This is a genomic window from uncultured Devosia sp. (assembly GCF_913055165.1).
Classification (GTDB): Bacteria; Pseudomonadota; Alphaproteobacteria; order Rhizobiales; family Devosiaceae; genus Devosia.
Genome location: NZ_CAJXJS010000011.1, coordinates 56,424 through 75,563, shown reverse-complemented (window position 1 = coordinate 75,563; position 19,140 = coordinate 56,424). Strand labels below are relative to the sequence as shown.

The 19,140-nt window shown below is 61.8% G+C and carries 18 protein-coding genes; 12 read left to right on the top strand and 6 right to left on the bottom strand.

The window, feature by feature from the left end; genetic code table 11:
• Positions 1-669 (top strand): CBS domain-containing protein (locus QZ564_RS05985; protein ID WP_297106219.1); only part of this gene is annotated, 669 nt, incomplete at its 5' end.
• Positions 670-672: 3 nt separating this feature from the next.
• Here QZ564_RS05985 and QZ564_RS05980 read toward each other — a convergent pair.
• From QZ564_RS05980 to QZ564_RS05970, 3 genes are all read right to left on the bottom strand, one after another.
• Complete coding sequence (locus QZ564_RS05980; protein WP_297106216.1) at positions 673-1,665, bottom strand: acryloyl-CoA reductase; 993 nt, start codon at positions 1,663-1,665, stop codon at positions 673-675.
• Between the two features lie 154 nt (positions 1,666-1,819).
• Positions 1,820-2,791 (bottom strand): IS110 family transposase, encoded by a 972-nt coding sequence (locus tag QZ564_RS05975; protein ID WP_297106213.1) that lies wholly within the window; start codon positions 2,789-2,791, stop codon positions 1,820-1,822.
• Positions 2,792-3,354: 563 nt separating this feature from the next.
• Complete coding sequence (locus QZ564_RS05970) at positions 3,355-5,622, bottom strand: NADP-dependent malic enzyme (RefSeq protein WP_297106210.1); 2,268 nt, start codon at positions 5,620-5,622, stop codon at positions 3,355-3,357.
• A gap of 223 nt (positions 5,623-5,845) precedes the next feature.
• On the opposite strand from QZ564_RS05970, the gene QZ564_RS05965 reads away from it, so the two are divergent.
• From QZ564_RS05965 to QZ564_RS05930, 8 genes are all read left to right on the top strand, one after another.
• A complete protein-coding gene (locus QZ564_RS05965; protein WP_297106207.1) occupies positions 5,846-6,775 on the top strand; it encodes a helix-turn-helix domain-containing protein in 930 nt (309 codons plus the stop codon).
• Between the two features lie 182 nt (positions 6,776-6,957).
• The gene (locus QZ564_RS05960; protein ID WP_297106204.1) at positions 6,958-8,469 is read left to right on the top strand and encodes an alpha-N-arabinofuranosidase; all 1,512 of its coding nucleotides are present in this window, start codon (positions 6,958-6,960) and stop codon (positions 8,467-8,469) included.
• Positions 8,470-8,694: 225 nt separating this feature from the next.
• A complete protein-coding gene (locus QZ564_RS05955) occupies positions 8,695-10,623 on the top strand; it encodes an ABC transporter substrate-binding protein (protein WP_297106201.1) in 1,929 nt (642 codons plus the stop codon).
• A 274-nt stretch (positions 10,624-10,897) separates the two neighbouring features.
• On the top strand, positions 10,898-11,902 hold the full coding sequence (locus QZ564_RS05950; RefSeq protein WP_297106198.1) for an ABC transporter permease: 1,005 nt from the start codon (positions 10,898-10,900) through the stop codon (positions 11,900-11,902).
• A 4-nt stretch (positions 11,903-11,906) separates the two neighbouring features.
• Complete coding sequence (locus QZ564_RS05945) at positions 11,907-12,764, top strand: ABC transporter permease (protein ID WP_297106195.1); 858 nt, start codon at positions 11,907-11,909, stop codon at positions 12,762-12,764.
• A gap of 3 nt (positions 12,765-12,767) precedes the next feature.
• Positions 12,768-13,808 carry an ABC transporter ATP-binding protein gene (locus QZ564_RS05940; protein ID WP_297106191.1) on the top strand — a complete coding sequence of 347 codons (1,041 nt, stop codon included), beginning with the start codon at positions 12,768-12,770 and terminating at the stop codon, positions 13,806-13,808.
• Positions 13,805-14,719 carry an ABC transporter ATP-binding protein gene (locus QZ564_RS05935; protein WP_297106188.1) on the top strand — a complete coding sequence of 305 codons (915 nt, stop codon included), beginning with the start codon at positions 13,805-13,807 and terminating at the stop codon, positions 14,717-14,719. The genes QZ564_RS05940 and QZ564_RS05935 overlap by 4 nt, the downstream gene beginning before the upstream one ends.
• Positions 14,716-15,663: a family 43 glycosylhydrolase gene (locus QZ564_RS05930; protein WP_297106185.1), complete on the top strand. Its 948-nt coding sequence runs from the start codon at positions 14,716-14,718 to the stop codon at positions 15,661-15,663. Before QZ564_RS05935 ends, QZ564_RS05930 begins: the two co-directional genes overlap by 4 nt.
• Here QZ564_RS05930 and QZ564_RS05925 read toward each other — a convergent pair.
• The 3 genes from QZ564_RS05925 to QZ564_RS05915 all read right to left on the bottom strand — a co-directional run bounded on the left by QZ564_RS05925 (position 15,660) and on the right by QZ564_RS05915 (position 17,033).
• On the bottom strand, positions 15,660-15,866 hold the full coding sequence (locus QZ564_RS05925; protein WP_297106182.1) for a hypothetical protein: 207 nt from the start codon (positions 15,864-15,866) through the stop codon (positions 15,660-15,662). The two genes, QZ564_RS05930 and QZ564_RS05925, sit on opposite strands and share 4 nt — an antisense overlap.
• A gap of 77 nt (positions 15,867-15,943) precedes the next feature.
• The gene (locus QZ564_RS05920; protein ID WP_297106178.1) at positions 15,944-16,435 is read right to left on the bottom strand and encodes a group III truncated hemoglobin; all 492 of its coding nucleotides are present in this window, start codon (positions 16,433-16,435) and stop codon (positions 15,944-15,946) included.
• A complete protein-coding gene (locus tag QZ564_RS05915; protein WP_297106175.1) occupies positions 16,422-17,033 on the bottom strand; it encodes a metalloregulator ArsR/SmtB family transcription factor in 612 nt (203 codons plus the stop codon). Before QZ564_RS05915 ends, QZ564_RS05920 begins: the two co-directional genes overlap by 14 nt.
• 149 nt (positions 17,034-17,182) lie before the next feature.
• Here QZ564_RS05915 and QZ564_RS05910 point away from each other — a divergent pair, with 149 nt between their 5' ends.
• The 3 genes from QZ564_RS05910 (at position 17,183) to QZ564_RS05900 (ending at position 18,833) form a co-directional block, all read left to right on the top strand.
• Positions 17,183-17,785, top strand: coding sequence for a superoxide dismutase (locus tag QZ564_RS05910; protein WP_297106172.1), 603 nt, complete (start codon positions 17,183-17,185; stop codon positions 17,783-17,785).
• A 129-nt stretch (positions 17,786-17,914) separates the two neighbouring features.
• Positions 17,915-18,466, top strand: a complete 552-nt coding sequence (locus QZ564_RS05905) for a flavin reductase family protein (protein ID WP_297106169.1) — start codon at positions 17,915-17,917, stop codon at positions 18,464-18,466.
• A gap of 88 nt (positions 18,467-18,554) precedes the next feature.
• Entirely contained in the window at positions 18,555-18,833 is a 279-nt protein-coding gene (locus QZ564_RS05900) for a hypothetical protein (RefSeq protein WP_297106166.1), read from the top strand.
• Positions 18,834-19,140: the final 307 nt, after the last annotated feature.

Sequence of the window (19,140 nt, the reverse complement as noted above, 5' to 3'; positions counted from 1 at the left end):
AAGCCATATCCGCATCGGCCCGTTCCAGCGCCGGCAGCGGATGCCAAGGTCATTCCTTTCGCGCCCAAGGTGAGCCTGGGGATTTCGGTCGAAGACCTGAAATCGGCCATTCGCGAGCGCGATGAAGTGGTCAGCGTCGATCCGGCTGACCTCGAAGAAATGCTCGAGCGCGCCGCCCTTCTCGCTTTCTCGCGCCGCTCCGCGGGCATCACCGCCGGCACGGTGATGACGCGGGATGTGGTCAGCGTGCAGCCGGGCACATCGCTGCGTGTCGCCTTGCGCACCATGCGCAGCCATGACGTGAAGGCCTTGCCGGTGGTGGACATGAGCGGCCAGGTGGCGGGGATCCTCACCCAGACCGATATTCTGGAGAAGGCCGAATGGGGCCCGATGATCCACGCCTCGTCAGGCCTGGGCTGGCGCCTGCGCTCCATGTCCAACTCGGACAAGCCGCTTCGTGGCAAGGTGCGCGATGTGATGACCAGCCAGGTGGCCACCGTCACCGAAGCGATGCCGATCGCGCTGGTCATCAGGCTGATGCTCGATAGCGGGCATCACCATCTGCCCGTCGCCGCTGATGATCACACGCTCAAGGGCATGGTGACCCAGTCCGACCTGATTGCGGCGCTGTTCGGCGCCGGCATGGATGATCTGGCCCGGATTGCCTGACACCTATCGCTTCGGATCGACAACCACCCTGCCCTTGACCTCCCCGCGCAGGATTTGTTCCGCCTTGTCCGGCAGCGCCGCCAGCCCGACTTCCTCGACATTTTCGGCATAGGCGGCCAGGTCAAACAGGCCAGTCAGCCGGGACCATGCCGCCATCCGTGCATCAAAGGGCTGCATCACGCTGTCGATACCGAGAAGGTTCACGCCGCGCAGCAGGAAGGGCAGCACATTGGTATCGAGCTTGATTCCCGCCGCGTTTCCCAGGCTCGCCACTGATCCACCATAGGCGATCTGGCGCAAAAGCTTGCCCAGAACCTCTCCGCCCACGCAGTCGATGGCTGCGGCATAGCGCGCCGATTCCAGCGGCTTGTCCGGCTGTGCAAGGAACTCGGTGCGATCGACAATCTCGCCAGCGCCCAGAGATCTGAGCATGTCCGCATGTTGGGGGCGTCCTGATAGCGCTGCAATCTGGTAGCCCAGGCGACGCAGCAGGGCCACGGCGATGGATCCCACCCCGCCGGTGGCGCCGGTGACCAGAACCTGACCCGAGGCTGGCGTGAGGCCCGCCCACTCCAGCCGGTTGATCGCCAGCATGGCCGTAAGCCCGGCGGTACCGATGACCATCGCATCGCGCGTGGTCAGATTGGCCGGCAACGGCACCAGCCAATCGCCCTTGACCCGGGCCCGTTCGGCAAAACCGCCCCAATGGGTTTCGCCGACCCGCCATCCGGTCAGCACCACCGGGTCCCCGACCCGGTAACGGAAGTCATCGCTTTCCCGCACGGTCCCGGCAAAGTCGATCCCTGCGATATGGGGATAGGCGCGCACCAGCCCTCCCTGCCCCAGCAGGCATAGTCCGTCCTTGTAGTTGAGCCCGGCCCATTCAATGTCCACCGTGACGTCACCCTCGGGCAGACGCGAATCCTCGAGGGTCTGGACCGCTGACGAGACGGTCCCGTCCTCGGCCTTTTCTGTCAGCAGGGCACGGAAACTCATGGGCTTTTCTCCTCTGAGGCCACCAGACCGGCTTGGCCAATTGAGACATTAGCGAAGGGCAACTGTCTATGGCCAGCCCTGCAATGGCTGCGCCACCGGCTCCCTCAACCCCACCGCGCTCAAGCAAATCCACTTATCTACCGTCTTTGGTTGGTCAAGTTCGGGCCGGTTGTCCTGAGGCGACGATTGCGTTGAGGATAACAATGATTTTTCGCATGACGGCGGTGAGGACAACCTTGTTGGGCTTGCCGCGGGCCTTGAGTGTCATTGCGAAGGTTCTGATGGTTGGGTTGTGGTTTCGGGCAACCAGGGCTGCCATGTAGAGGCTTGATCGCAAGTTGGCGCGTCCTCCGGCGATATGCCGTTTACCGTTGTGCTGCCCGGAGTCCTGAGCGATGGGGGCCAGCCCGGCAATGGCCGCAGCTGTGGCTTTGGGGATAGAACCGATCTCTGGCAAATAGGCGAGGATGGCCGCAGCGGTTTGTGGTCCGACGCCTTTAAGTGAGCGCATCAGCTTCGCCTTGCGCTCAAGTTCGGGGGCACTCTCGATCAGGGCCTGGATCTCGGTCTCGATTGCCTCGAGTTCGGTCTTGAGCCAGCCCAGGTGGCGCTGGATCGAGCTTTTCAGGCGCTTGGTGCTGGCATGCTCGGTTCGGTTGGCCTCCATGCGCAGCATCTGCTGAAGCTCGTCGCGGCGTTGGCGCAACAGGCGCAGACTAGCCTGTTCCGGGCTGGGTGGATCATAGAGCGGCAAACCGGGTGTCAGGCCATAGCGGGCGATCAAACGGGCGTCGATGGCATCGGTCTTGGCGTGCCTCCCGTTGAACCGCGCGAACAGGCGTGTGCGGCTGCCATGGGCGCGGTGGGTAGCAAGCCCGAGTGCTGCTGCCTCAGCCAGAACGTACCGTTCGTAGCCGCCAGTGGCCTCGCAGACGACCAGCAAGGGGCCGAGGCCCAGCTTGGAGTTGATGCGCTGTTCGGCCTTGAGCAGGCGGCGGACCTGTCCGGGCGTGTTGGCAATTGTCTGCTGGCGGTCGGCCGGCAGGGTATGCACAACCAGACTGGCCTTGCTCACTTCAAAGGCGATGATGTGGTTGAACTGGCGTTCATGGGGGTTCATGCTCATGGTGCTGTCCGTTCGTCCTGGATTATTTGCGGCCGTGCTGTCGATCAGACTTGGGCCTCTCTACCGTTCGGATGGCCGGAAGGACTGCAGCGGGGGGCGAGATAAGTTACGGCCTATTTGGCCTATCCCCGGCAGGCCCGCCCGCTGCCCGGCGCTGGAGCTGTGGGGCTCTGCGCCGGGCTATCCTTGCACCAGACAAAGCCGGTGCAAGCACAGCACGCATAAAATAATCCCCGCGCCCAAATCCGCCTGCATAATACCCTCATTCCTCTCGCGATAGGGCGGCCTGCAGCGACCAGTGGCGGGAGGGAAAGCCGGGCGTGGGGCAGTCGCGTGCCGTCACGGTCTGCGGGTCGGCGGTTGAGAGCCTGGGCACCATGGGCGACACATTGCGATGTCGTCCCCAGGATAGGCCTGCCAAGTTACCCTCTATCGAGAAATCCCGGCGTTCCCGAGACGGCTTTCGTCTCAGTTTTTTAGTTTCAGGGACGTTGGCCGTCTCGGGACACCGCTCTTTTCTCGTAACCGCGAGGCCAGATGGCCGGGGCGGCGCACTGTCGCGCCTACCCCGCTGCCTCGGTCGCCGCGATGGCGGTCATGTTGACGATACCGCGGCTGGTCACTGTCGGCGCCAGGATGTGGGCTGGCTGGGCCGTGCCCATCAGGATGGGACCGATATGCAGGCCATTATTCATCTCCTTGAGCAGGGTCATGGAGAGGTTGGCCGCCTCCAGGTTCGGGAAGATCAGCAGGTTCGCCTCGCCTTTGAGCACGGAGTCCGGAATATAGCGCTCGCGCAGGCTCTCATTGATCGCCAGGTCGCCCTGCATTTCGCCTTCGACCATCAGGTCCGGCGCCTCGGCCTTGAGCCGATCATAGACCGCCCGCATTTTCTCGCTGGTCTCGCCATCGCGGGAGCCGAAGTTCGAATAGCTCAGCAGTGCGGCCTTGGCCTCGATGTTGAAGCGCTTGAGATGGTCGCGCGCCTGCAGGGCAATCGAGACCAGTTCGTCCTCGCTGGGGTCGATATTGGCGTAGGTGTCGGCCAGGAAGAACACGCCGCGATTGAGAATGAGCATGGAGAGCGCCGAAAGCTGCCGGGCACCCGGCGCCACGCCGATCACCGAATGGATGTCGCGGGCATGCTTGATGAAGCGCCCCTGCAGTCCGCAGATCAGCGCATCGGCCTCGCCCCGCTTCACGGCCAGCGCACCGATGACGGTGGTATTGGTGCGCACGATGGTGCGGGCGGTGTCCGGGGTCACACCCTTGCGCCCCACCAGCGCATGGAAATCGGCGACATAGTCGCGATAGCGCGGATCGTCCTCGGGGTTGATGACCTCGAAATCCGTCCCCGGGCGGATGGTGAGGCCGAAGCGCTCCAGCCGGTTCTCGATCACCGACGGACGGCCAATCAGGATTGGCTTGCCGATGCCGTCCTCGAGGATGACCTGGGCCGCGCGCAGCACCCGCTCATCCTCGCCATCGGCAAAAGCGATCCGCTTGCCCGAGGCCTGAGCCCGTTCGATCATCGGCTTCATCACCATGCCGGAGCGGAACACGAAGCGGCGCAAGCGATCCCGATAGGCATCGAAATCGGCGATGGGTCGCGTGGCAACACCGGACTCCATGGCAGCCTTGGCCACTGCCGGGGCAATCCGGAGGATCAGCCGCTGATCGAAGGGATTGGGGATGAGATAATCGGGCCCGAAGATCGCCGGTACGCCATGGGCAGTCGCCTCGAGGCCCGGCTCATGAGCGAGCTTGGCAATGGCATGGGCCGCAGCCGCCTTCATCTCCTCGTTGATGATGGTGGCACCGCAATCGAGCGCCCCGCGGAACAGGAAGGGGAAGCAGAGAACGTTGTTGACCTGGTTGGGATAGTCCGAGCGGCCGGTGCAGACCAACGCATCGGGACGCGCCTCTTTGGCCAGCTCCGGCATGATTTCCGGGGTTGGGTTGGAGAGCGCGAGGATCAGCGGATTGGGCGCCATATCCTTCATCATCTCAGGCTTGAGGGCCCCCGCCTTGGAGAGCCCGACAAAGATATCCGCCCCCGCCATGACGGCGCTAAGCTCGGTCTCCTCAGTGTCCTGGGCAAAGGCACCACGCCAGCGATCAACCGAGTTGTCCCGCTTTTTCGTCACCAGCCCCTTGGAGTCGGCGATCCAGATGTTTTCCCTTTTAGCCCCCACCGCGATCAGCATGTTCATGCAGGCGATCGCCGCGGCGCCCGCCCCCGAGGTCACGATCTTGGCCTTGGCGATGTCTTTCTTGACCAGCCGCATGGCGTTGATGACGGCGGCGGCGACGATGATCGCCGTGCCGTGCTGGTCGTCATGGAAGACCGGGATGTTCATGCGCTCGCGCAGGGCTTCCTCGATCTCGAAGCACTCCGGCGCCTTGATGTCCTCGAGATTCACCCCGCCGAAGCTGGGCTCGAGTGGCGCAACGATCTCGATGAAACGCTTGGGATCCTGCTCATTGACTTCGATATCGATGCTGTCGATGCCGGCGAACTTCTTGAACAGCACCGCCTTGCCTTCCATCACCGGCTTGCTCGCCAGCGCCCCGATATTGCCCAGACCGAGCACGGCCGTGCCGTTGGAGATCACGGCGACCAGATTACCCTTGGAGGTGTATTTGTAGGCATCGAGCGGGTTGGCCGCGATCTCCTCGCAGGGCGTGGCCACGCCGGGGGAATAGGCCAGAGACAAGTCGCGGGTGTTGGCCAGGGGCTTGGTCGCCACGATCTCCAGTTTGCCCGGCTTGGGAAACTCGTGAAAATGCAGCGCGGCCTCGCGCAAGCTGGTGGCCTTGTCGTCGGTCATGGTTCTCTCCCTTTGGCGACGGCATCATGCCGCACCGAGCCGCGTCCCCACGCGACAGAAAAGGTTCAAGTACAGGTCTGCGCACTCAAAGGAAGTTATGCCTTAGTCGTAGTCGAAAGCATCCGAAAAACGGGATCGCATCGATAAATGTGCTCTTGGCGCTTGATTGGTTCAATCTTGCTGATACACATGATCCAAAATCGACAGCGAAGCGCCGAGAGCAATGAGCCGCAATTTTCTGGTGATCGACCCTGAAGAGGGCATTGATGTACTCAAGGGGCTTGCCTCCCCTATCCGGGTCAAGATGCTCAAGCTGCTTCATGTCGAGGGGGCGATGAATGGCAATGACATTGCCGAGAAGCTGGGCCTGCCACAGTCGACCGTATCGACCAATCTGCAGATCCTGGAAGGCGCCGGGCTCATCCGCACCGAGACACAGAAGGCGCGCAAGGGCAATCAGAAGATCTGCCATTCGACCTTCGATGAAGTGCTGGTGATGTTCAAGGACGACATCAAGCCACTCAAGGCCAATACGATCGAAGTCTCCATGCCGCTGGGGCTCTATACCAGTTGCGAGGTATCTGCCCCCTGCGGCCTCTGCTCCTCGGAAGGGATCATCGGCCTGCTGGACGTACCGGACACCTTTCTTGATCCCGATCGCATGAAGGCGGGCCTGATCTGGTTTACCCGGGGCTATGTCGAATACCAGTTTCCCAACAATGCCAAGCTCGCCCAGAACACCATTGAATCGATGGAGTTCATGCTGGAGTTGAGCTCGGAAGTACCCGGAACCTCGGCCGATTGGCCCAGTGACATCACGCTCTCTGTCAACGGTACCGAGATCGGAACCTGGCTCTCCACCGGCGACTACGGAGACAAGCGCGGCGTCTATACGCCGGACTGGTGGAAGCTCAAGGGCAGCCAATATGGCAAGCTCAAGAGCTGGCGCGTCACCAAGGACGGGACCTATGTCGACGGGATGAAGATTTCTCCCCTCTCCATTCTCGATCTCGACCTGGGCAACCACCACTCGATCCGCCTGCGCATCGCGGTCAAGCCGGACGCCAAGCACCCCGGAGGCATCAATATCTTCGGGCGCGGCTTCGGCAATTATGATCAGGACATCGTCATGCGCCTGCAGACGGCCCATTGACGGCCCCTAATTTATCCCCGTGGGGCATGCCGGCGGTAGGATTACCCCCGCACAGGCAGGACTGCGGGACGGATGCGTGAAACTTCAAAAATCATATAATTAAGCCTTGCACGCCCCTCACCCCAGCGCTAAAACCTCTTTACTGATATAAATCAGAAAAATGGAATTAGTGGGAGGAGCCGGTGAAGGCGTCCGTCATTGCCAACAAGGAATACACGATCTCCAAAATTGACGATCGTGTCTATGGGGCATTTCTCGAGCATCTGGGCCGGGCGGTCTATGAGGGCATCTATGAGCCCGACCACCCCACGGCCGACAAGAATGGCATGCGCGGCGATGTGGCCGAGCTGGTCAAGAAGCTCAACGTCCCCGTCGTGCGCTATCCGGGCGGCAATTTCGTCTCCGCCTATAACTGGGAGGACGGTATCGGGCCGCGCGAAGATCGCCCGGTGCGACTGGATCTGGCCTGGCACACCTCGGAGAGCAATGCCGTGGGCATTCATGAGTTCGCGGATTGGTGCGCCACTGTCGGCACCGAGATGATGCTGGCCGTCAATCTGGGGTCACGCGGCGTCGATGATGCCCGCAACTTCCTCGAATATGTCAACCACCCCGGTGGCTCCTACTGGTCTGACCTGCGCATCAAGAACGGGCGCAAGGAACCCTGGAACGTCAAGATGTGGTGCCTGGGCAATGAGATGGATGGCCCCTGGCAGGTCGGCCACAAGGATGCCGACGAGTATGGCAAGCTTGCCGCCAACACCGCCCGCGCAATGCGCATGTTCGACAAATCGCTGGAGCTGATCGTCTGCGGCTCCTCGCATATGGACATGCCCAGCTTCCCCGATTGGGAACGCATCGTGCTGGAGCACACCTATGATCATGTCGATCATATCAGCCTGCACATGTATTTCGCCAATCGCGACGACAACACACCCAACTATCTGGGCCTGAGCGAAAAACTGGACCGCTACATCGAGACGGTCGCGGCGACCATCAAGCAGGTCAAGGCCAAGAAGAAGAGCAAGAAGGACATCACCATTTCCTTCGACGAGTGGAACGTCTGGTACCACTCGAACAAGAAGGACCGGGAAATCCTGGACGGCAATGGCGGCTGGCCGCATGCGCCGGGTCTTCTGGAAGACATCTACAACTTTGAAGACGTGCTGATGGTCGGGTTGATCCTCAACACCTTCATCCGGCGCTCGGATGTGGTGAAGATCGCCTGTATCGCCCAGCTGGTGAATGTGATCGCGCCGATCATGACCGAAAAGGGCGGGCCAGCCTGGGCCCAGACGATCTACTATCCCTATTATTTTGCTTCGGTTTTCGGCCGCGGCACGGCCCTGCAACTCAAGACCAGTTCACCTGGATATGAGACGACACACGCCAAGGACACGGCCTTTGTCGACGTTTCGGGCGTGCACAATGAAGAGGAAGGGACGCTGACCTTCTTCCTGGTCAACCGCCACACCACCGACAGCATCGAAACCGAGGTCAACCTGCAAGGCTTTGGACACGCTTCGATAATTGACCATCAGGTGATGACCCATCCTGACCTGAAGGCCGTCAATACGGCCAAGAACCAGGATGAGGTCGCGCCCCGCAAGGGTGATGGCGCAAAGGTGAACGGGGACCGCCTGAGCGTCCTCCTGCCGCCCTATTCTTACCAGATGGTACGGGTGAAGCCGTAGCGCCGCGGGGCCTGGACCGGGTCCAGGCACCCCAAAATGAACGATGTATGAACGTGAGGCGCACCCCAAAAAGGTGTGCCTCACTGCATTTTGTATCATAGTTTTGGATTTACATCACAAAACACATTGACAGCAAAAAACCCCTAGTTAAGTATGACTTATCGCGAGGTTGAGGAGCCTCGCTCAAAGGGGCGCCAGAGGGCGCTCCGCATTGGGAGGACAACGATGGATAGACGCAGTTTTTTGATCGGCACGACGGCAATTGGCGCCCTGATGGTGGCAGGCAACGGCCTGGCACTGGCACAGGAAGCCGAGGGCTCGGCGCCGGACCTGGCCCAATTCCCGCGCAACGAGACCGTCATCGTTCACAACCCTGAAGGCGTCATCCGCAATCCGGGCTGGTTCAACCTGTGGGCCAATGGCGGCGGCGGCCTGTCGACCGGCCTGCAGCAGCTGACCGCCGACACCTTCTGGTACATCGATCCGGATGCCGGCATCCCCGAAGCCAGCGAAAACGCGATCTACTACTCACTGGCCGAGGGTCCGTGGGAATATAACGACGACTTCAGCGAGATGACCGTGCGCCTGCGCAAGGGCATCATGTGGAGCGATGGCGTCGAGTTCACCGCCGACGACGTGGTGTTCACCGTCGAAAAGCAGGCAGCTACCCCGGGCACCGGCTGGTACGGCGCCTTCTCGACCCAGATCGAAAGCGTCACCGCCGAAGACCCCTACACCGTCCACTTCAAGCTCAAGGCACCGAACTCGCGCTTCCACACCACCTTCTCGGTGCGCTGGAACGCTGCCTGGATCATGCCCAAGCATGTGTTCGAGGGCGTCGAGGACATCGTGGCCTTCGAGAACAACCCGCCAGTCAGCCTCGGGCCGTACACGCTGCATTCGTATGATCCGAACGGCACCTGGTATATCTGGGAGAAGCGCCCCGACTGGGACAAAACGACCATGGCACTGGTCGGCGAACCCAAGCCCAAATACATCATCTACCGGAACAACATTTCGACCGACAATCGCCTGATCGAAATGCGCAACGGTAATTTGGACATGATCCACGATCTGTCGCCGGAAGGCACATTCTCGATCGTGCAGCAGGATCCGGACGTGCAGGGCTGGTTCCCGGGCTTCCCCTATGCCCACCCCGATCCGACCCTGCCGATGGCGGTGTTCAACCTGCAGAACCCCAAGTTCCAGGACAAGCGGGTGCGCTGGGCTCTCACCCTCATGCTCGACGCGCGGGCCATGTCCATGGCGTCCTATCGCGGCGCTGCGACCCTCTCGGCCATTTCCATCCCGCCGACCGGCACGCATCCGCGCGACTATCATGCGCCACTGCAGGACTATCTCATCAACTTCGAGCTCGATACCGGTTCGCGCGTCATCAAGCCGTACGATCCCGATGTCGGCCTGCAGATTGCCGAGATGGTTCGCCCGCAGTTCGGTGACCAGGTGCCGACCGATCCTGAAGCCATCCGCAATTCCTTCGGCTATGGCTGGTGGAAGACCGATGTTCAGGCCGCCGAGGAACTGCTCACTGCAGCGGGCTTCACCAAGCAGGGCAACCAGTGGATGATGCCGGACGGGTCACCGTTCACCATCAGCGTACTGGTGCCGCAGGAAGGCGTGATCAACCGTCTCGGCGTGATGATTGCCCAGAGCTGGGCCCAGAACGGGGTGCAGGCGACCGCGGAAGTGGCCACCGACATCTGGGATCGCACCGGTGCGGGCGACTTCGAGGTGGAAATCGGCTGGGCCGTGGAAACCTATGGCGGTCACCCGGACCTCGCCTTCTTCCTCGACAGCTACCACTCCTCCTTCGTGGTCGAGCCCGGCGAAACCCAGCCTGGCCGCAACTGGATGCGCTGGAAAGATCCGCGCCTTGACGAGATCATCAACAAGGTCCGCGGCATCGACTTCAACGATCCAAAGGCCATCGAGTACGGGCACGAGTTCGTCAAGCTGCATCTCGAAGAGATGCCGAACATTCCGATCATGTCCTACAATGTGTTCTCCATCCAGTCGAACCGGTTCTGGACTGGTTGGCCGAATGCCGAGAACCCCTACGCCAACCCCGTCACCAACTGGTCGAACGCGAAGTATATCTTCACCCAGATCAGCCCCGTGGAAGGCGCCAGCTAAGGTCTCCCAGGTGGCCCGGCTCAGGCCGGGCCATTGGCGGGGCGCACCCTGCGGTGTGCTCCGCCAAATTTAGTGTCGCTGGCCGACACTCGAAACAAGCGAAAGCACCCCACCCAACCGGCGCTATGCCACCTTCTCCAACGGGGGAGGAAGGATTGAGGTTCTCCGGGAGCTTATGCCTCCGCCGCCGGGGAGGTGACGCGACGAAGCCGCGTCGGTGAGGAGCATGCCGCAACGGCGCAGTGCTCCCAGTTTGGACATTTGAGGAGTCCGGATGCACGGATATCTTGTCTTTGTGGGAAAACGTCTGCTGCAATTGCTGGCAGTGATTTTTTTCGGCGTTTCCGCGACATTTCTGGTGACGCATCTGTCACCGATCAATCCGGTCGAAGCGGCTCTGGGCCGCATGACGGCCAGGTCCGTCTCCAATCCGGAAGCCATCACGGCCATGCGGGCCGCGCTCACCGAGCTCTATGGCGTCAACGAGCCCATCTGGAGCCAGTACATCAATTTCTGGAGCCGCCTGGTCCAGGGGGATTTCGGCCCATCGCTGCTGGCCTTTCCCACGCCGGCCATGACCCTGGTCATGCGTGCCCTGCCCTGGACGGTCACCCTCTTGACCGTTGCCACACTGATCACCTTTGCCATCGGCAATGTGATGGGTGGCCTTGCCGGCTATAATCAGAACAATCGCTTTCTCAAGGCCTTTGGCCTGGTGGCCATCGGCATCCAACCCATCCCCTATTATGTCGTCGCCTTCATCCTGCTGATCCTGTTCGGCTTCGTCTGGCCGATCCTGCCCATCTCCGGCGGGTTCGCCATGAACGTGACGCCCGGCTGGAACTGGCCCTATATCTCATCGGTCATCCAGCATGCCACGCTTCCTGCGCTGTCGCTGGTGCTGGTCGGGTTTGGTGGCTGGTTCCTGGGCATGCGGGCGCTGGTGTCCAATGTGGTCACCGAGGACTATGTGACCTATGCCGAGCTGGCGGGCGTCAAGCGCACCACTATTGTCGGCAGCTATGTGATGCGCAATGCGCTGGTGCCGCAATTGACGGCGCTGGCCATGGCACTGGGTGGCGTTTTCTCGGGCACGGTCATCACCGAACAGGTCTTCAACTATCCCGGCCTGGGTTCGCTGCTGATCGACGCGGTCAATGCGGGCGACTACTCGCTGGTGCTGGCGGTTTCGAGCGTTTCGGTGACCGCGGTGGCCACTGCCATCTTCATCGTGGACCTGCTCTATCCCATCCTCGATCCACGCGTACGGGCGGAGTAGTCCAATGTTTGCCGTCTTTCGCGATCTCATTCGCTACAATATCGAATTCGCCATCGGCCTCGTCCTGGTCGGCATCGTGGTGATCTTTGCCTGCCTGTCGTTCTTCTCGCCGGTCGATCCGAGCCTGATCTACACGACCATCCCCGACCAGCCGCCCAGCGCGCAATTCTGGTTCGGCACGAATTCGCGTGGCCAGGACATGTTCTGGCAGCTCTCCGCTGCGTTCCGGAACAGCCTCGTATTCGGCTTCACCGTGGCGGTTCTGAGCCGCATCATCTCCATCGCGGTGGGATTGACCGCGGGTTATCTCGGCGGCTGGGTCGACCGGGTGCTGATGTTCATCAACGACATCTTCGTTGCCGTGCCGATCTTCCCGGTCCTGGTGCTGTTCTACTTTGTGCTGCGCAACAATATGGACAGCCTGACCCTGGCGCTGATCATGGCCTGCTTCGGCTGGCCGTTCGACGCCCGCCTGATCCGCTCGGTGGCGTTGGGCCTGAAACACCGGGAATTCACCCGCCATGCCGTGTTTGCCGGCATGAGCACGCGCAAGGTGCTGCTCGAAGAGCACCTGCCCTATGTGATGCCCATCGTGTTCTCGACCTTCATGAACAACATGCTGTGGTCTATCGGGCTTGAGGTGACGCTGGCGGTGCTGGGCTTCACCAATATCAACAATCCCACCATCGGCACGGCACTCTACTGGGCCAATTCGCACTCGGCCATGGTGGTGGGCGTCTGGTGGTGGATCGTCATCCCGGTGATCCTGATGGTGATGACCTTTATCGGCCTGTTCCTGCTGGCCATGAGCATGAACGAATATATCGACCCGCGCAGCCGGTTGCGCCGCATGGGAGCCTAAGCCATGACCCAGAACAACAACGCCGAAATCCTCAAGGTCGAAGGCCTCAAGGCCTATTACCAGATGAACTATTTCGGCGTGGAGCGGGAGGTGCGCGCCGTCGACGACATCACCGTGACCATGCGCAAGAACGAGGTCTATGGCATCGCCGGCGAGAGTTCCTCGGGCAAGACCAGTTTCATCAAGGTGCTGGCGGCGGCCATTCGCCCGCCCCTGCGCGTGGTCGCCGGAACGGCCAAATACAATTTTGCCAGTGGCCCCATCGATGTGGCGCATGCCACGCCGGAGGAGATCGAGGCGGTGCGCTGGAAGCACCTGTCCTACATCATGCAGGGCTCGATGAGCGTGCTCAATCCGGTGCGCCGGATCGGCAAGACCTTTCAGGATTTTGCCCAGCGTCCACTGGGCCTGAAGGGCGCGGAATTCGAAAGCCGGGTGGTCAATCATCTGGCGCGGCTGAACCTGTCGCCGGACGTGCTCAGAGCCTATCCGCATGAACTGTCCGGCGGCATGCGGCAGCGCGTGACCATTGGCCTGGCAACCGTGTGCCATCCCGAATTCATCATCGCCGACGAGCCGACAACGGCGCTGGATGTGGTGGTGCAGAAAGAGGTGCTGAGCCTCATCCGCGACATCCAGAAGGAAATGGGCGCCTCGGTGGTGTTCGTCACCCACGACATGAGCGTGCACGCCAATGTGGCCGACCGGGTGGGCATCATCTATGCCGGGCGATTGGTGGAAGAAGGGCCCACACGGGACATGTTCTTTGCGCCCAAGCATCCCTATACCGCCCATCTGGTGGCCAGCCTGCCGCGCATCGGCGACAGGCAGCAGCGCCCGGCCCTCGAAGGCCGGCCGCCGAACCTGGCGGACCCGCCGCAGGGATGCCGGTTCCATCCACGCTGCCCGCTGGCCGTGGACAAGTGCCGCAAGGAGGTGCCGCCGCTCGAAACCATCGGTCCGGACCACCGCACCGCCTGCTGGCGCTGGAAAGATGTGGAGCCGCTGGTCAATGTCAGCGCGCCTTCGGGAGAAATGGCATGACGACGCTGCTTGATGTGCGCGACGTGTCCAAGCGCTTCACCATGGGCGGCCTGTTCGGCCGGCGCGTTGTGGACGCGGTGGTCGATGCCAGCTTTTCGCTGAGCGCGGAAAGCCCCGAGATCTTCACCATCATCGGGGAGAGCGGCTCGGGCAAGACGACACTGGCCAGGATGATCCTGGGGCTGGAAGACCCCACGAGCGGGGAAATCCTGTTCCGCGGCAAGAAAGTGGACAGGCATGCGGGGCGCGCCGAACGGCTCGATTTCATGCGCCATGTGCAGCCGGTGTTCCAGAACCCGTTCGAGGCGTTCAATCCGCTCAAGCAGATCGAGCGTTATCTCGAAAGCACCGCAAGACGGTTCCTGGACACTGGTGACAAGGCCGTCATAGACCGGGCGATGGACGAAGCCCTGCAGAAAGTGGGCCTCAGTCTCAAGGAAGTCCGGGGCCGCTTTCCGCACGAAATGAGCGGCGGACAATTGCAGCGTTGCGCCATTGCCCGGGCGCTGATCCCCAATCCACCGCTGCTGATTGCCGACGAGCCGGTGTCCATGGTGGATGCGTCGCTGCGCATGAGCATCGTCAATCTCTTGAAGAGCCTGCGTGACGATCTCAAGGTCTCGGTGATCTACATCACCCACGACCTGGCGACCGCCTATTACATCTCCAACCGGCTGATCATCATGCAGCGGGGGCGGATCGTGGAAATGGGCGATGCGCGCACGGTGCTGGAGCATCCCGAGCACCCCTATTCGCGGCTGCTCAAGGCCTCCGTGCTCTCGACCGACGATGCCGGCGCCGGCAAGCTCGGTACCGATCCGGCCATGCTGGACCAGGCCAATGACAGCGTGGGCCGCGCCGGGGAACTGGTGCAGCGCCCCGATGGCCGGCATGTGCGGGTGTATGCATGAGCGCGCCGATCTATCGCGATCCGATCGAGGATGGGGCGGCCGATCCGGTCGTGGTGAAACGAGAAGGCACGGATGAGTGGTGGATGTTCTACACCAATCGCCGGGCCAGTGCGGACGAACCGGGATTTGGCTGGATCCACGGCTCACCCATCGGCATTGCCGTTTCGACCGATGGCGGCGGCAACTGGCACTATCGGGGCACGGTGAAGGGCCTGGATGCACCGGGGGACACCGGGCTCAATACGCATTGGGCGCCGGAGGTGATCTTCGCCGGGGGGCAATACCACATGTTCCTTAGCTACATCACCGGGGTGCCGACGCATTGGAAGGTGCCGCGCACCATTACCCATTTCACCAGTCCGGATTTGGAGAACTGGACCCGTGTGGGTCCGCTCAGGCTGTCGAGCAGCAATTGCATTGATGCCTGCGTGTTCCGCAGTCCCGACGGGTTGTGGCGGATGTGGTACAAGGATGAGGGCCAGGGCTCGAGCACCTGGAGCGCGACCAGCCCGGACATGATGACCTGGACCCTCGAGGGGCTGGTGCTGCCCGGGTCACCGGACGCCCCGCCGCATGAAGGGCCAAACGTGTTCGCGCTGGGCGGGTATTACTGGCTGATCGTGGATGAGTGGCGCGGCCAGGCGGTCTATCGGTCTGACGACACGCTGGGCTGGACCCGGCAAGGCATTGTCGGTGGTGAGCCCGGGGCCGATCCGATGGACCGGCGTTATGCACGCCACGCGGATGTGGTGGTCAATGGCGACCACGCCGCCATGTATTATTTCACCCATCCGGAGTGGGAAGAACGCAGCCAGACGGATGGGCCGCCCGATGTTGCCGCGCGGCGCACGGCGATCCATCAGGCGCGGTTGAGCGTGGTAGACGGCAGGCTGGTGTTCGAACGCGACGTGCCTGCGGACCTGGCGCTGCTTGCGGGCGCCTAGGTTCCCAGTTCGCGCTGGCGCCGGAGGAATGCGAGAATCTCGGTAAAGCGGTCATGCACGCGTGAGAAGCGCGTCATGGTCTCCTTGGGCGTGCCCAGATCGACCAGTTCCTGATGCAGGTCCTTGAGGGCAGTCTCCATGCTGTCAGCTTCCTCGAGAAGCCGGACGATCTGCTCCTCGGTCAGTCTCACCATTGTGGCCATGTCAGTTCTCCTTCCCTCTTCTGGCAAGCGGCAGAGGCGCGGAAAGTTCCATTGCTGACGGTGAGGCGGCGCCGGGCCTAGGGGTCGGGCTTCCAGATGGGCGCGGCTTCCCGCGGCAGCGGGCCGAGACGGGTGATGTCGTCACCCCGACGCATGGAGATGTTCATACGGAAGGAATTGCCGATGCGCTCGGAGCGCTCGACGAAGAGCGCGGCGATGTCCGGCGGGCAGATTTCCTCGACGGTCTCGCGGAAGAGGCGCAGCCAGCGCATGAAGTGGGCGTCGGCAAGCTCGGGAATAGCCATATGCTTTGGCATGGGGCGGCCATTGTACCGGCCGGACCCGAGGAGCATGGAGCTCCAGAAATCGGCAATCTTGTCGAGATGCGCCGGCCAATCGGCATCCGGAATAATGCGATTGAAGACCGGGCCGATAACATCGTCCCGGCGGGCGCGGGCGTAGAATTCGACGACCACGGCACGGATCAGAGCTTCGTCCAAACCCTCCGGTGTCTCCCAGCCGATGCGGTGCAATTGGGTGCCCACGGGCGGGCGATCAGGCGGATGCATCGGCCAGGCTCCTTATGGAATAGGTGCAGCGCCGCCCACCCGACACGATATGCTCCAGTCTCTCGACGGAGACGTCCGGCCCCAGAACCGAGCGGAACACGTCCAGCTCGGCGCGGCAGAACCCCTGGCATGCCGTCGCCGCGGCGCAGATGGGGCAATGGTTCTCGACCAGCAGCACCGAGCCGTCCGGCTGTTCGGTCCAGGCGGCCATGTAGCCCTCCCTGCTGCGCTGGTCGGCGAGGGCCGCAACCCGCGCCCTGAGGTCGTCGGCAGGCTCCATGGCGGCCATATAGGCTTCACGCGTATCGCTCTCGCGGGCCGCGATGATGGCATTGAGCGTGTCCTCACCGAGACGCGTGCGCACGATGTCGAGGAGCTGGACAGTCAGTGCAGCGTGGGTGTCGGGAAAGCGGGCCTGCGCGGCAGGCGCCAGGCTCCAGAGCTGGGTCGGTCGCCCTACGCCACCGGAGGCGCTCCGGGCTTCGACCAGGTTCTCATCAGCGAGACGCAGGAGCTGCTGACGCACTGCCTCGCTGGTAATGCCCAACATCTCGCCCAGAGCGGCCGCCGACAGCGCGCCATGCATCTTGAGTGCCATGAGGATGCGTTCGGATGGGCTGCGCGGCGACCATGCCGTATTTTCCAAGGCCGAGCTTGACATATCTCTCGAAAGGGTTTTCAAAGCCATTGCTTGGAAATTAGCCCGGCTTGCCTGATCATGCAAGTCGATTGCGAAAGGATGCGATCATGACTTTCTCGCTACCAGCCCTGCCCTACTCGGCAAACGCCCTCGCCGCTGGCGGAATGAGCCAGGAAACCCTGGAACTTCATCACGGTAAGCACCACCAGGCCTATGTGACTGCACTCAATGGTTTCGTGGAGAAGATGCCCGAGCTGGCAGGCAAGTCGCTGGACGAGATCGTGCTGTTCGCCAAGGACAAGCCGGATCTGGCACCCGTGTTCAACAATGCCGGACAGCACTGGAACCACATCCACTTCTGGCAGGCGCTGAACCCGAATGGCGGCAAGCTGCCCGGTCGGCTTGAAGCCAAGATCGCCGAGGACTTCGGTTCGGTCGACGCCTTCAAGGATAGTTTCAAGACGGCGGCAACCACCCAGTTTGGTTCGGGCTGGGCCTGGCTCATCCTGGGTTCGGATGGAAAGCTCCGGACCACCAAGACGCCTAATGGCTCAAATCCACTGGCGACAGGTGAAGGCAAGGCACTGCTGGGCCTGGATGTCTGGGAACATGCCTATTATGTCGATTTTCGCAACCGCAGGCCCGATTATGTGAGCAATTTCCTCGACAAGCTTGCCAATTACGAGTTCGCTGAGGCCAATCTGGGTTAAGGACCGCAGTTCAACGGGATACATACCCTCCATGTATCCCGTTTTCCATTTGCCCGAAGTTGGATCGGCGGCCCAAGTGGCGGCACCGCAGGCCCACAGACCGCATTGCACCCAGGCAGACTTTCCACCATGACTATCCCTATGCCCGATTTCGATCTGCCCGATACCATGGCCCTGAGGCCGCTGCGCCGCCCGGCCGTAAATGACGCCGAATTCCGTTCCGCAATGTCAGGCATGGCATCGGGTGTGCATGTAGTGGCCGCACGGCGCGGAGATGAGCGCGTCGGCCGCACGGCGACATCAGTGCTTTCCCTGTCCGCGCAGCCACCCGCCATTCTGGTCTCGATCGACATCGTCAGCCGTCTGGCTGATCTCATCGCCAAGACGGGAAGCTTCTCCATGGCCATGTTGGCTACAGGCCAGGAGGACGTCGCCAACGCCTTTGCGGGCCAGGTCGAGCCAGCAAAACGTTTCGACGTTGGGAACTGGGACGCCTGGCCCTCCGGGCAACCTTTGCTGCAGGGGGCCGTCTCAGCGCTGGACTGCGAGGTGATCGGGGCCATGGAAACCGGCACTCATGTCCTTTTCGCCGGAGCAATTGTCGATGCGGAGACGCGAACAGGGGCCAGCCCTCTCCTGTGGCACCGGCATGGCTACCGCGCTCTGCGCGGGGTCGACTGACGCGGCTACTGGTGCCACACTGACATTGATTTGGCCTTGGCAACCCATGCCGCCGCCGGACGTTTAACCCGGGAAACGGGAATAGATCGTGCCGCGATATTACTTTCACTACCGCACCGAAGACAGGCTGATCCGGGACGAGTCCGGCAGCGAACACGCCAATCTCGAAGCCGCCGAGAAATCGGCTGCCGAAATGGGTCGAGCCATCATCGAAAAGGTGGCGGGTGAAGGGGGCGCAATGGACGCGCCTCGCTCAATCGAGATTCAGGACGCCGCGGGTCAGGACCTGCTCTATGTCGTTTTCTGGGCTGGCCCGAAGGTCGGCAGCGGACCAGCGACGCCGATTGAACCGGCCACCGTGCATTAGTTTTTCCGAAGCCCCAAAAGCAAGGCGACCCCTAGGGGTCGCCGCATATAGTCTGTTAGATGGTTCTGCGCGGCCTAGAAGACCATTCCGGCATGAACGGTCACGAAGAAGCCGAAGACCAGCGCCGCGACGAGGCCGGCATAGGAAACATATTGGGACAGTTTGGGCATGGAACGTCCTGCTCTTGATGTAACCCAAAGACTACCAGATTGATAGAGTTTAACAAGGGGTAAACGACCCCGGCCCATGCCGGGTGAGAAAACGCTTTGCCGAGTTGTTACGTTTCCATGAAATGACTTGCTCGGCA